12 protein-coding genes are annotated in these 13,702 nt (G+C 61.0%); 3 read left to right on the top strand and 9 right to left on the bottom strand.

The genetic code is table 11. From position 1 onward, the window contains the following. Positions 1-28: 28 nt before the first annotated feature. From IH615_RS00730 to IH615_RS00720, 3 genes are all read right to left on the bottom strand, one after another. Positions 29-409 carry a hypothetical protein gene (locus IH615_RS00730; RefSeq protein ID WP_291359019.1) on the bottom strand — a complete coding sequence of 127 codons (381 nt, stop codon included), beginning with the start codon at positions 407-409 and terminating at the stop codon, positions 29-31. Positions 410-715: 306 nt separating this feature from the next. Further along, on the bottom strand, positions 716-1,060 hold the full coding sequence (locus IH615_RS00725) for a hypothetical protein (protein WP_291359018.1): 345 nt from the start codon (positions 1,058-1,060) through the stop codon (positions 716-718). A gap of 421 nt (positions 1,061-1,481) precedes the next feature. Further along, positions 1,482-2,000 (bottom strand): DUF305 domain-containing protein, encoded by a 519-nt coding sequence (locus tag IH615_RS00720; RefSeq protein ID WP_366484657.1) that lies wholly within the window; start codon positions 1,998-2,000, stop codon positions 1,482-1,484. Positions 2,001-3,179: 1,179 nt separating this feature from the next. Here IH615_RS00720 and IH615_RS22200 point away from each other — a divergent pair. The 3 genes from IH615_RS22200 to glgP all read left to right on the top strand — a co-directional run bounded on the left by IH615_RS22200 (position 3,180) and on the right by glgP (position 5,849). Next, a complete protein-coding gene (locus IH615_RS22200; RefSeq protein ID WP_366484656.1) occupies positions 3,180-3,443 on the top strand; it encodes a DUF2933 domain-containing protein in 264 nt (87 codons plus the stop codon). Between the two features lie 143 nt (positions 3,444-3,586). Further along, positions 3,587-4,126 carry a hypothetical protein gene (locus tag IH615_RS00715; RefSeq protein WP_291359016.1) on the top strand — a complete coding sequence of 180 codons (540 nt, stop codon included), beginning with the start codon at positions 3,587-3,589 and terminating at the stop codon, positions 4,124-4,126. 40 nt (positions 4,127-4,166) lie between these two features. Further along, the gene (gene glgP, locus IH615_RS00710) at positions 4,167-5,849 is read left to right on the top strand and encodes an alpha-glucan family phosphorylase (RefSeq protein ID WP_291359015.1); all 1,683 of its coding nucleotides are present in this window, start codon (positions 4,167-4,169) and stop codon (positions 5,847-5,849) included. A gap of 81 nt (positions 5,850-5,930) precedes the next feature. Here glgP and IH615_RS00705 read toward each other — a convergent pair whose 3' ends face one another. The 6 genes from IH615_RS00705 to arcC form a co-directional block, all read right to left on the bottom strand. After that, positions 5,931-6,455 (bottom strand): SRPBCC family protein, encoded by a 525-nt coding sequence (locus IH615_RS00705; RefSeq protein WP_291359014.1) that lies wholly within the window; start codon positions 6,453-6,455, stop codon positions 5,931-5,933. 27 nt (positions 6,456-6,482) lie between these two features. Next, positions 6,483-8,855 carry a phosphoketolase gene (locus IH615_RS00700; protein ID WP_291359012.1) on the bottom strand — a complete coding sequence of 791 codons (2,373 nt, stop codon included), beginning with the start codon at positions 8,853-8,855 and terminating at the stop codon, positions 6,483-6,485. After that, on the bottom strand, positions 8,852-10,048 hold the full coding sequence (locus IH615_RS00695; protein WP_291359010.1) for an acetate/propionate family kinase: 1,197 nt from the start codon (positions 10,046-10,048) through the stop codon (positions 8,852-8,854). Before IH615_RS00695 ends, IH615_RS00700 begins: the two co-directional genes overlap by 4 nt. Positions 10,049-10,071: 23 nt before the next feature. Beyond that, positions 10,072-11,277 (bottom strand): hypothetical protein, encoded by a 1,206-nt coding sequence (locus tag IH615_RS00690; RefSeq protein WP_291359009.1) that lies wholly within the window; start codon positions 11,275-11,277, stop codon positions 10,072-10,074. Positions 11,278-11,484: 207 nt separating this feature from the next. After that, positions 11,485-12,777 (bottom strand): MFS transporter, encoded by a 1,293-nt coding sequence (locus IH615_RS00685; protein WP_291359007.1) that lies wholly within the window; start codon positions 12,775-12,777, stop codon positions 11,485-11,487. Beyond that, complete coding sequence (gene arcC / locus IH615_RS00680; protein WP_291359006.1) at positions 12,752-13,699, bottom strand: carbamate kinase; 948 nt, start codon at positions 13,697-13,699, stop codon at positions 12,752-12,754. Before arcC ends, IH615_RS00685 begins: the two co-directional genes overlap by 26 nt. Positions 13,700-13,702: the final 3 nt, after the last annotated feature.

Raw genomic sequence — 13,702 nt, 5'->3', positions numbered from 1 at the left:
GCCGCGGGCTGCAGCAGCCCGGGCGCGATCAGAGGAGACGGAGCTTGGGGGGGCGTTCGTTCAGTGCGGGCGGCAGGCTGGCATGGACCGTCCCGGAAGGGACGTCATAGCTCTCGGGCTCATATTCGTGCCCAGCTTCCCCGCATGGCGAGGTCAGGAAGGCTGACAGAATTGCGCAAACGACTTCACACATTTCGGCGTCGTCGGGTCCACAGGGTTGTTCGCCGTCGCATGAAAGTTCGCTATTGCCCGCAACCTGCATCATCTCGCCGACATGCGCCGAACGATCCGAAGCTGTACTCATACTCATACCGGCCGCGTGCGCGGCGGTCAGCGTCGTCAAGACAGTGATCGCGAGCACGGCAAAGATGGTGACTAGACGTGCGAACATGTTGAGGACCTTAGTCATCGCTTACGGGAATGTCCATTGGCGCTAAGGCAAGCCACTTTAGGTGAAGGTGGGTCAGCTCGATCTTGAGTTGACCACCACATCTCGAGGGCACGCATCCCATGCGTGTCATGGCCATCAGGTTCAAGGGGTCTATATCCCTTAACATCGAACGCGCGGCGCACTGCGCGACACCATCCACGCCTTCCATGAGGACTATGTTGGCGGCTCTTGATGCGGACAATCCGGGCATGACGGCTCTACAACTTCGGCAAATTCTATCAGATCGTGTGCGGCGTGACGTCGGAGGTCGTGCACGTCTGACCGCTAGGATGCGTGAGCAATGGATGTCTGCAATTCAGCTTCGGGAGATGGTGTTTTCTTGCCAAGCCGACGGGCAACGAGGAGCACCACTGTCGGCCACAGCATCGTGTTACCAATGTCCCGGAGGGCGCCGGAGATGTCGATATCCAGCGTGCCGTGGTGAATGCCGTCCAGCAGCTCGTTCGCCAACTGGGCGGCGAGAACAACCAACCATGGCACGATACTGGCGGGACCGCGCCGGAAGGCGAGCATGGCCGCAACGTATATGCCCAAGCCGATGTGGATATGTAGCGCATCCCTGCTCAGGAACAGCAACTCACTAAGTTCGGTCTTTATTTTGTTCAGCATGTCTGCCTCCTGCCGAACCTCTAGCAGGCAACCCTTGCCGCAGACTTAAGTGGCACAGCAGATTGGAAGCGCGCCAAATGGCGCACTTCCTGCCGATTGTTACTCGTAGGCGCCTCCGCCATGCCGGCCAACCAAACCCTTCGCAAGAAGTGGACAGCTTAGCCGATCGTGAACTTGTCCATCTTCGCTGCCTTAACGCCGCGTGGCAGGAAGCGAGTTCACTCTTTGGCTCTTGACGGACATCGCCTTGACCCGGTTCGTGGGCTACAGCAGTCGCAGCTGTATTGTCGCGCGGTCCTCACAACGCAAATACCTGGGTACTGATACTCGCCAGCGGTTCAGCAGCGGTGGCGCGGATCGGGTCAGCGAACGCTAACTCACCGGCCACCGGTGATCGCCCTGGCAACGCTGAACTTGTCCATCAGTTGCTCTCCTCCAGATCTTTGATCAAGAACTTCATTTCCGCGATCTCCCGCTCCTGAGCCTCGATGATTTCATCGGCGAGCTTGCGCACCCGAGGATCGGAAATCTGAGCCCGCTTGCTGGTCAGGATGGCAATCGAGTGGTGCGGGATCATGGCCTTCATATAATCGGTATCGTCTACCGTCACCTGACTACGGACCACCCACAACGCCAAGGCGAACACCAAGATCGCCCCACCGAAGATCATCAGATTCCATGCCATCTTCTTGTACATGTTGAGCATGAAACCAAGCATGATAACAACCATGGTCGCGCCCATCACCAACGCCATCCAAGCCCGTGTTTCGCTCCAGTACACATGCTCCAGCGCATAGGTGTTGAGGTACGTGAGGCCGTACATGACCGCAGTCGAGGTGGCGATCATGGCAGCGAAACGCCAATATGACATCCTCATCTTACCCCCGGTCCTGCCTGGCTCGCCAACTCCGTGCTCGCTGGATTTCTGATTGTGATTCATTGGTCTGTTCTCCCTTCTCCAAGTGTAGACGCTTGAATCCGGCAGCTGTTCCATCGACGGATAGGAAACCGTCTGCGCCGAGCCCAGTCAGGCCTTGCACCACGGGCTGGCCGAAGAACTCTACGCCGGCCTGCATCGCACCGAGGAGACTGATGCGCCAGGAAGGTCTGCAGGCTCGCCCGCGCCACCGCGGCTGCTGTATGGCCGCCACCGTCATGGCAGTCTTGCCCAACATGCGGACGGGCGATTGTCGCATCCGACCGAACTACGCTTGGACCGCCAACTTCACCTACATCACGCCAGCTCCAAGACTAGCGCTGCAGCAGTCATCGATCTCAATCCACGCATGGAGTGGGTTGGTTATGGGCTCGTCGATGGCCACAATAACTGGCAGGTGACACTGCAACTTCCAACCCCATGGTGTCGTGAAAACCGGTTAGGGCCTTGCCCCGACAGGGCTGGGCCAAACGCGGCACAACTAGACCCACCGCGACGGTTCTGCTGGATCAGCATTCTCGGAGGCCAAGTCCGAAGCAGCGTGCTTGTCCGTGATCAACTTCCCTTTTCGGTGCCGATAGCGGCACTAAAATGAGACCCAAGGGGCCACCAACTAGGGAATTTTTTTCGAAAGCCCACTTTTGCGGCGCATTGCAGGACCTATGACACCAGGGGCACCCCAAGGCAAAGCCCGGCTTCCGAAGGCGGACACCACGGGCCCGGAAATAGCAACCTCGCGCTTAGGAGGCTCCATGTCGAACGCGACGTCCGCGCGCATCGCGCGCATAAAGCGGCTGTCTGGTGGTCAAGGTCCTCCGATTACCATGGAGCCCAAGTCGTAAAGCAAAGTGACCTCGATTCAGTTGCCCGTGACCACCCTAAAACTTGACGAAGATCAAAGTCACACCTGATGGACTATGGCAAAATTAACAATAGCGCTGCAGGCCTCAGGAGAAGTCGCGTGACCGACGACGTAAGACACACCACGATTCAGGATGACGCAATCGAATGCGGTCATCAGAACGACCTTGCGTCCCATATAGTCGGCGGAGGCTCAAATCAAAGCTGTTGCAGCGAGCCAAGCGCCACCAAGGCGCATCGCCCCGTCAGTCCTGATCGTGACTGCCGCCAGACGCTATCCTTCGAAGAACCGGCCGAAGGCCGCCGCGTTGGAGGAGAGATATGAACGCCCCTATGCCACGGGACAGATCCCCAGCTCCGCCTACTTTCTTCAGAACGCCACTCGGCATCGCGACGCTCTTTGCCCTAGTGCTGGGAGGAGTAGTGCTGTTCTGGTCCGAGCGCCCAAACGTGCTCAGTTGGCTCCCTTGGCTGCTTGTCTTAGCTTGTCCTTTGCTGCACGTGTTCATGCATCGACATCGCGGTAGCGGCGAAACGAGCGAGACGGAGCATACCGAAAGCACTGCGCCGACCCACAGACACTAGCCAACGGTCGCGGCGCAATGTCACGGCGAGCCGTGAGGCCGGTTGCCCTGACTGGCGCCGCCGCGGCTGTGGGCCTGACGCTGGGCGCCAGCCAGCGCGGCGCCCACTACTAATCCCGTTGTAGCAATGAAAAGGAGCCGGGAATGACACAGCTTTCAGCGCGTATCGGCAACTGGGTCCGGCGGGCGCAAACCCCTTGCACGCCCAAAATGACGAGGTTGCTCGCAGCTTTCATCCTGGCCGTGCAACTCGCCTTTGCCATGACGGTAGAAGCAACCGCTAATGACACCAGCGGTTTCAAGACCGTCGCCGGCATTAGCGTCTATATCGGGCTGATGCCGGCCGAGATCGTCAAGGGCCACCCGAGCGGGCACCCCGAGGCGGAAATGCACGGTGGCGCCCCCAACGATCCGCACGCCTATCACCTCGTAGTTGCACTCTTCGATGAACAAAATGGCGCCAACCGGATCGAGGATGCCAGGATTGCTGCGACGGTGTCGGGAGTCGGACATGTCGGGCAGACCAATGTGGCTCTCGAGCCGATGCTCATCGCGGACACTGTCACGTATGGCGCCTTCATCGACCTAAGGGCTCCGGAGCGCTTCGAAATCGCTCTGACTATCACGGTACCAGATCGGGCCGAGCCCGTACGAGTGGACTTCGAGAATCAGCATCTGCCCTGATGGCGGTAGTGTCAAAGGCGGAGCAACAAAGGATGATGCCGTGAATGCCCTAGTCCCCTTTCTTCATCGGACCCGAATTGCGTATTTCTCGATGGAAATCGCGCTGCGCCCGGAGATCCATACCTATAGTGGCGGGTTGGGTGTGCTGGCTGGGGATACGGCTCGGTCTGCCGCCGATCTCGATCTGCCGATGGTCTTCGTCACTTTGCTCAGCCGAGAGGGCTATATCCGGCAGGAGATCGGAGTCCAGGAAAACCAGATCAACAAGCCCAACCCATGGCGCCCCGAGGAGTGGGCGTCACCTCTGCCGGCGATGATCGCGGTGTCGATCGAAGGGCGTAGCGTCTGGGTTCGACCCTGGCTGTACTTGCTCACCTGCCCGGTTGGGAACGTCGTGCCCGTCCTGCTGCTCGACACGGACCTCGAGCAGAACAGCGCCGAGGACCGGCAGATCACTGATCGTCTCTACGGCGGCGATGATGCCCATCGGTTGAAGCAGGAAATCGTGCTCGGGATCGGCGGTTCGCTCCTGCTGCGCGCGCTCGGCTTTAGGATCCAAACCTATCACCTCAATGAAGGGCATGCTGCGCTGCTGGCCTTACAGCTGCTCCGTGAGACGCATCGACCGGGAGGCTTGGGTTCGCCGAGCGTTTATGATCGGCCTAGCGTCCGAGAGCGGTGCGTATTCACGACGCACACCCCTGTCGAGGCGGGGTTCGATCGCTTCGACTACGGCCTGGTCTCGCGCTTGCTGGGGGACTTCTTCGACTTGGCGGAACTCAAGACATTGGCGGGCGAGGATAGGCTGAACATGACCCGCCTTGCGCTTAACCTCAGCGGCTACGTCAACGGTGTGGCGCGGCGTCATGCCGAGACAGCCAGCGGGCTGTTCCCCGGTTATCAGATTCGCTCGATCACCAACGGCGTCCATGTCCAAACCTGGGTTCATAGCGAACTGGCGCGCCGGCTCGAGGCGAGGTTCCCGCAATGGGCGCACGAGCCGGAGGTCATCGCGCTCGCGGACCAGATACCTGATGATGAAATCTGGGCAGCGCACCAGGCTGCCAAGGTCCAGTTGCTGGGCACGATCAGGGAAAGGACGGGAACCGAGTTGCAGCTTGATTTGCCGCTCATCGGTTTTGCCCGCCGCATGACGTCGTACAAGCGTCCGAACCTGCTGTTCACCGACCTCGCAAGACTGAAACAAATCGCCCGCGACCGGCCGTTTCAAGTTGTACTTGCGGGACTCGCACACCCCCTCGACGACCCCGGCAAGCAGATCATCGAGGAGTTGCATCGCCACATCCGTGCATTGCAGGATGCGATCCCGATTGTATTCCTGCCCGAATACGACATGACCCTCGCCCGCATGCTCGTTTCGGGTGCCGACATCTGGCTGAACACGCCGCTGCCACCGCTCGAGGCGTCGGGGACCAGCGGCATGAAGGCGGCACTCAACGGTGTGCTCAATCTCAGCGTCATGGATGGCTGGTGGGTCGAAGCATGCGTCGAAGGCGTGACCGGCTGGGGCATTCAAGGTACGCCACCCGGTGCGGGCGACGCCGAAGCCCTCTATCGCAAGCTTGAGGATGTTGTCCTACCGCTATACCAAGATCGGGCTCGCTGGATCTGGATGATGAAGCAGTCCATCAGCAAGATCGGCCCGACCTTCAACAGCCATCGCATGATGCGCCGCTACGCGACAGAAGCTTATATGCGGTGAGAAGTGTGCTCGCCGCGTTGAGCTGGGTAGAAGAACAATGGGGCTTCGCAACCAAGCAGAATGGGCTCGGCATTCAAAAGTTCACCGCACACGGGTGGGGAGTTGAGAGCGCGCCCTGGCGGAAAAATGCCGCTGCGCGTCCACAACCATCTTCTTGGTGCACCACCTTGCATAGGCTCGATGGAAGAAGATGGACAGAAAACGTGGGAAGCCACGCTGTGGCCTCTCGTAGCTGATACCGACGGTTAGGCTTGCCCCATCAGTTTCGGGTCGGATCTCGAAGCACATTTCGTAGGCTCCGATGACCCAGAGGACAGGGTCGCCGACCGTCTTCCACCGCTTGGATCTCGGAGGTTGGCGTAATGTCACCACTTCACGAACGAAGAGGGGCACGCCGACGATACTGCCCTTGAAGCCGAACTCAGATCCCACCTCACGCGTTCGAAGCGCATCCATGAAGATATCCATGGTCGAACCCAACATCATCCAGGACTTTTCGCCCATGTGAGCAGAAAGGTTGGACTGATCGTCAAGGAATTCGAAGGCATCCTTGTCTGACACCGGAAGCCGCCCAGAGTAGTTCGCCGAGTACTTGTAGGTGACCATCTTTCGCCCCTATGATAGATGTTACCCTCAGTTCTGAACTTGCAAAGGCCGCCACGTCCAGTCGCGGATCTCGGGCATATCCTCGCCGTTCTCGCGGATGAAGCTGTCATGGGCCGCCAGCCTTGTGTCTATCCAGGCTGAAAACTCGGCCCGACGGGACACGAGCGCCGGCACGCGATCGACCACCGCCCGAGCCAGATGGAAACGGTCGATCTGGTTCAGCACGGCCATGTCAAAGGGCGTCGTGGTGGTCCCCTCTTCCTGGAAGCCATGCACGTGGAAGTTCTGGTGGTTGGTGCGCCGATAGGTCAGGCGGTGAATCAGCGCCGGATAGCCGTGATAGGCAAAGACGACTGGCGCACTCCTAGAGAACATGGCGTCGAACGACGCATCCTCAATCCCATGCGGATGCTGGCTGGGCGCCTGCAGGGTCATGAGGTCGACCACGTTGACGAAGCGCAGCTTTAGCTCGGGAAAATGCTCCCGCAGCAACATGGTCGCCGCCAGCGCTTCCATCGTGGGCACATCGCCGGCCGCGGCAATCACCGCATCCGGCTCCTCGTCGCCGCAGGTCGAGGCCCAGTCCCATACCCCCACGCCATCGGTGCAATGCTGCACCGCCGCGTCGCGATCCAGCCATTGTGGCGCCGGCTGCTTGCCCGCCACGATCACATTGATGTAGTCGCGGCTCCGCAGGCAGTGATCGACCACCGATAGCAGGGTATTGGCGTCCGGCGGCAGATAGACCCGGACGATATCTGCTTTCTTGTTCATCACATGATCGATGAAGCCAGGGTCCTGATGGCTGAAGCCATTGTGGTCCTGCCGCCAGACATGGGACGTCAGCAGATAGGTGAGGGAGGCGATCGGCTTGCGCCATGCGATCTCGCGCGAGACGTTCAGCCACTTGGCGTGCTGGTTGAACATGGAATCCACGATGTGGATGAAAGCCTCGTAGCAGGAAAAAAACCCGTGCCGGCCGGTCAGCAGGTAGCCCTCGAGCCAACCCTGGCAGAGATGCTCGCTCAGCACCTCCATCACCCGTCCATTGGGCGATATCTGGCTGTCGCTGGCGATCAGTTCCCCTGTGAACACGCGATCGGTGGCCTCGAACACCGCCCCTAGCCGGTTTGACTCGGTTTCGTCCGGTCCGAAGACACGGAAGTTCTGCGCATCGTCATTGAGCCGCAGGACATCGCGCAGGAATTGCCCGGCATGGCGCGTGGCCTCGGCCACGACCGCCCCCGGTGCCGGCACGGCAACGGCATAATCGCGAAAGTCCGGCAGCTTGAGGTCCTTGAGCAGCAGGCCGCCATTGGCATGCGGGTTGGCGCCCATGCGGCGCGTTCCGCGCGGCGGCAGGTCTGCAAGCTCGTCGACGAGCCGGCCGCCCTCGTCGAACAGCTCCTCCGGCCGGTAGCTGCGCAGCCAGGTTTCGAGCACGGCGAGATGGCCCGGATCCTCGGCAAGCTTGGCCAGCGGCACCTGGTGCGATCGCCAGGACCCCTCGGTCGGTTTACCATCGACTTCGGCAGGTCCCGTCCAGCCCTTGGGCGAGCGGAGCACGATCATCGGCCAGGCCGGTCGACGGGAAAAGCCATTGGCGCGCGCCTCGGCCTGGATCGCCCGAATGTCGGCCATGGCGGCATCGAGCGTGGCCGCCATCTTCTGGTGCATCTCGTGGGGGTCGCTGCCTTCGACGAAAAAGGGTGCATAGCCATAACCTCGGAACAAGGCCTCGATTTCATCATGGCTGATCCGCGAGAGGATGGTCGGGCTGGCGATCTTGTAGCCATTGAGGTGCAGGATCGGCAGCACCGCGCCGTCGCGAACGGGGTTCAGGAACTTGTTGGAGTGCCAACTCGTCGCCAACGCCCCGGTCTCGGCTTCGCCGTCACCCACGACGCAGGCGACGATCAGGTCCGGATTGTCGAACGCGGCGCCATAGGCATGCATCAGGCAATAGCCCAGCTCGCCCCCCTCGTTGATAGAGCCGGGGACCTCGGCAGCCACATGGCTGGGGATGCCGCCCGGCCAGGAGAACTGGGTGAACAGCCGCTTGAGGCCCGCCAGGTCTTCACTGACCTCGGGGTAGAATTCGCTATAGGTGCCCTCAAGGTAGGTATTGGCCACCAGGCCCGGTCCGCCATGCCCCGGTCCGGTGACATAGATCGCGTTGAGGTCTAGCTCTCTGATAATGCGATTGAGATGCACATAGATGAAATTGAGGCCGGGCGTCGTCCCCCAGTGCCCGAGCAGGCGCGGCTTGACATGCGCCAGCGTCAGTTTCTCGCGCAGCAGCGGATTGTCCCGTAGGTAGATTTGCCCAACGGACAGGTAGTTGGCGGCGCGCCAATAGGCGTCGATCCGGCTCAGAAGCTCGGGATTAAGGGGCGTCATGACGCAAGGTTCTCCTGCTGCAGATGGGCAGCGACGGCTTCAGCGATGATCGCCTCCTCGTCAGTTGCCATCACATGGACAGGAACCGCGCTGGAAGGCGTGGAGATGATTGCACGGCCTTGCGCGTTGAAACCTTGATCGAGCGCAATTCCGAGAAATTCGAGCCCGCCGCAAACACGCTCGCGGATCACGGGTGCGTTCTCCCCGATCCCGCCAGTGAAGACGAGCCTGTCGATCCCGCCCAGCACCGCCGCAAACCCGCCTACGGCCTGCTTGATGCGATAGCAGAAGAGCGCGACGGCTTCGGCCGCGCGATGATCGGTCGCCTCCGCGGCGAGCAGCTCGCGCAGGTCTGAACTCGTTCCGGAAACCCCCAGCAGCCCCGCCTCGTGGTTGACCATGTGGTCGAATGCCTCTGCGTCCATCCCTTCCGTCTTAGCCAGGTACCGAACGAGGCCGGGGTCGATATCGCCGGTCCGGGTCCCCATCGGAATGCCTGCAGCTGGCGTAAACGACATCGAGGTGTCGACACTGCGGCCGCCATGGACGGCCGCGAGGCTTGCTCCATTGCCCAGGTGAGCGAGAACCAGCCGCCCGCCGGCCGCCTCCTGGCCGAGTGACCGTTCGAGCTCCTGCAGCAGAAAGCTGTAGGAGAGGCCGTGAAAGCCGTAGCGCTCCACCCCCACGAAGCGCCGCGGCAGGGGCAGGAGGCGCGCAACCGCAGGCATGTCGCGATGGAACGCAGTGTCGAAGCAGGCGATTTGCAGGACGCCGGGGTGTCGTTCGCGACAGAATTGCAGCATCGCGATCTCGGCGGGAAGATGCTCGGGTGCGTAGTCCACTATGCGCCGAAGTTCATCGAAGAGTTCGTCATCCACGACATTATGGGTGCGATAGCGGGGCCCGCCATGGACGATGCGATGGCCGATGGCAGCGAGCTTGGCACCCTTCATTGGCGTCTTGAGCCAGTCGAACAGATGGGCAAGCGCCGTGGCATGGTCGTTGGCCTTGACTGGCCGGGCCTCTTGAGGCTGCCTGGCCATCCGCACGTTGAATGTAGTGCCGGATCGCCCAAGTCGGTCAAACTGCCCGCGCAGGTCCGGAGCCGACTTTCCGGCTGTGTATAGGGCGAATTTCAGACTCGACGAGCCGCCGTTGAGCGTGAGGACGAGTTGGGGGTTGCTCTCGGCCATGTGCTGCTCCTCGACTGTTGGCGTTACACAATCAGGACCGGCGCAAATCCGCCGCCGGGCGTCCTGAGATTGGTGGCCTGTCCCTGATAGACGCGTGCCGCAACCAGCAGGGGCTGGGCTGCATAGGTGTAGAGGCGGACATCAACCTTGCGAGGAACGCGCTGCCCGTCCAGTTCGATGATCCTTTCCCCGGGTGGCACAAACGCTTGGGCGACGAACCCACCTTTGACGATATCTGCCCACACACCCTTCGTGAGCTTGTCGCCGCGGTATACCGCCTTGCTCCCATGGCCGGAGAGCGGCTTGAAGAACATTGTCTTCCTCGCCTGCCATAGCTCGTCAGCGTTCTCATGAGTGACAAGGCGTGTGAGCGGGACGCCCGCAAGGCGGGCAAGCACATCGGCCGTTACACCAAACGTCCGAAGCGATTCCGGATCTGAAAGAAGGGTGAGGTTGCGCTTATTGGCCAGCACGGCATGGTGAAAGGGGCTTGGCGTGACGACGGCGAGCCCGTCGGTATAGGCCTCTCGCAACGCAGAATGGTGAGGTGCCTCCAAGGCGAAATCGACCAGCCGATTGTAGACGAGGTCTACGCGGGTGTTTTCCAGCCAAAGGGCGCCATCGCGGACGTCAAGGTCGCCTGGATCGGCGATATGCGCTTCAAAGCCCTGGCGGATGAGAAGCTCTCTCGCTAGCACAAACTCCGGATACAGGTACTGCTCGTTGGGCGCATCATCTGCGATGACGATCGTGGCGAGGGCGCCATCGCCACGCTGGCGCCGCCACTCCTTGATGAACATAGCCGCGATGTTCGCGTCGAACTCGTCGATTAACCGGCGGTCGATCCTGACATCCGAACAGCAAGCTGCCTGAGCTCGCGCCAGGTGAGCATTTAGAAATGCGCCCCCAGCATTGGTGTTGATCTCAATCAGCTTGGGCCCGTCTGCTGTCAGATGGAAGTCATAGCCCATCAGAGCGCCGACCGGACCGTGATCAATCCGTGAACTCACGGGGGCCCACGACAACACCTCTTCCCGGTATTGGGGAAGGCGCCCGACGGTTTCGATAGCCTCGACAATGGCGACCATTTCGTCGAGTGCGGCGTGTCCAATGAACACCGGCAGGTTCGAAAATAGATGCGGACGATCCGCAGCAAGGTGCCTGAAAAAGCCTGGTTCACCGGCTTCATCGTCGAGCGATTTGGCCAGCTTCTCCGGGTCGATCGTCACACAAAAACACTGCTGATTTAGCCGGGCGGCCAATGGCCGTACAGCGCCAGTGCCTGGGGTGGCCACATCGCTAGATCCCATGGTCAACTTCCTCCCACGCCAATGCATTCGACCACTGACGGGCAAATGCAGGTCGGCGCTCTAACATGCGCCGTGCTCTCGTTTGTGCCCCCTGCGCTATGGCACCAAAGGCTTTGCAAGAGTTCTTCAACGCGGGGCCCCCGAACTTCCAGAAACAGACGCATGCTCTTTCGGCCGCAACAGATTGGGCAGCCCGAACGCCGCCAGCAGCCCGAGCAGCACGGCGACCGCTGCAACGAGAAACGAAGCATCCTTAATGTAGGGCAGATCGAACAGCACTCCACCGGCGACGGAACCGAATGTTGCTCCAAGGCTCGCCGCCGCCGTTTGTCGGCCGAGCAGTGCGCCTTGGGCGGCTCCAGCCTTGCTGGAGATCCAGTAGGTCACGATCGGGGAAAGTATGCCGGCGCTGGATGCCACGGCGCCAACGAGGGCGAGCATGAGGAGGTAGTCAGATGTTCTAGGAAGAAGAAATAGTGCTACCGCCAACACCAGCAGCGCAGGGGCGATGAGCCAGCGCGTTGCCTCTGGCTTTACGAGAGGAGAGAAGACGATGGCCTGCACGATGAACATTACCAGGCTGCATTCGGAGAACATCGTCGCTATCTGGTAGGCCGTCAGCCCCTCCCGCTGTCCTCGCAGCACCAGACCAACCTCAACGACCCCGACCGACGCCGCAACGACAAAGCTCACGATGAGAAGACGCCAAATGAGGTGTGGCTCGGGCCGCGTTCCGGTGGCCCCGATCGCGCCCGACGCTAGCCGCCGCCGAACTGTCGGAACCGCCATCAGAACCACAATAGAGGCGGCAAGACTGAGAATTCCGGTTGCCACCAAAGGCAATGACTGTGGTGCAAATGGGCCGCTTTCCGGCAGGACACTAACAGACTGAGCCAGTACAGCACCGGCCATGGGCCCCACTAAAAATCCCGCCATTCCGGCTAAGGTCACGAGCGATTGACGCCGGGCACGCTCCTCGTCAGCGCTGGCCAAGTCAGCAACGATGGCGAGCGCCACGGGAGCTATGGCAGCCGCGAATAATCCCGTCAGAAAGCGTTCCGCATAGAGCGTCATGGAGCCCTCGAAAAGGGAGAACGTCGCCATCGTCGCGCCGAAGCCCGCGAGGCCGATGACCAAGACCTTGCGACGGCCGTAGCGATCCGAAATCCACCCCCATAGTGGCGCGAAGACGAACAGTGCCGCTGTGTAAAGACCCGTAAGAATCCCGGTGGTCTGCGATAGGGCCGACGCATCTCCCGCTAGCCCTGTGACACGCGCGATCCGGTCTGGCAACATTGGCAGGATGGCTCCATACCCAAGCGACACAGAGAACAGTCCGAGCATTAGCGCCGCCAGAACCGTGGGCCGCACACCCTGCTCGGCACTCGAACGTTTAGGTGTCATGTCGCGCGCTTCCATGCGCAGGCGCATCGGTCGGAAGGATTAAGGTTCCCTCCCTGCCCTCAAGGATTTCGAGGGCTCGATCCAGAAGACCGATACCAGCGATGCCGCCAGAGCTGTCCACGAACGCGCACGCGGCTTCGACCTTGGGCCCCATCGACCCTGCTGCAAACTTTTCGTCCGCCATGGATTGCGGCGTGACGCGCCGAAGTGCCCTTTGACCCGGCTTTCCCCAGTCGAGATAGACGGCATCGACATCAGTCAGAAGCAGCAGGGCCTCCGCACCGATCTCCTGTGCGAGGAGGCTCGCAGTTCGATCCTTGTCGATTACCGCTTGCACGCCGATCAGGCTTCCGTCCGGCCGACGGACGACAGGTATTCCACCTCCGCCTGCGCAGATTACGATGACGTTGGCGTCGAGCAGGAGCGTGATGAGATCGACGTCGGGTATGTGACGCGGTGGCGGCGAGGGCACGACACGGCGAAACTTATCGCCATCCGGAGCGATGCTCCAGCCACGATCTGCAGCCAGTTTTTCTGCCTCGGCCTTGCTGTAGACCGGACCCACCGGCTTGGTCGGCCGCCCGAATGCAGCGTCGTTCGGATCCACTTCGACTTGTGTCAGAAGCGTGGCGACCTTTGGTCCGTCCGGAAGTGCATTTTCGAGCTCCTGCTCGATCAGGTAACCGATCATCCCTTCGGTCTCGGCGCCTAGAATGTCGAGGGGATAGCTCTCGTCCGGCTTTTGAGCGGCAGCCTGAAGAGCCAGAAGTCCGACCTGCGGCCCGTTGCCATGGGTGACGACCAACTGATGGCCAGCCCTCACCAACTCAGCAAGGGAGCCCGCGGCGCGGCGCACATTGTCCCGCTGCACGTCCGCCGACATAGGTTCACCGCGGCGAAGAAGGGCGTTGCCGCCAAGGGCCACTACCACTCGCATGAC

Origin of the sequence: Devosia sp., from assembly GCF_014860165.1 — a bacterium.
Lineage (GTDB): Bacteria > Pseudomonadota > Alphaproteobacteria > Rhizobiales > Devosiaceae > Devosia.
This window is presented reverse-complemented; position numbering and strand designations above follow the sequence as displayed.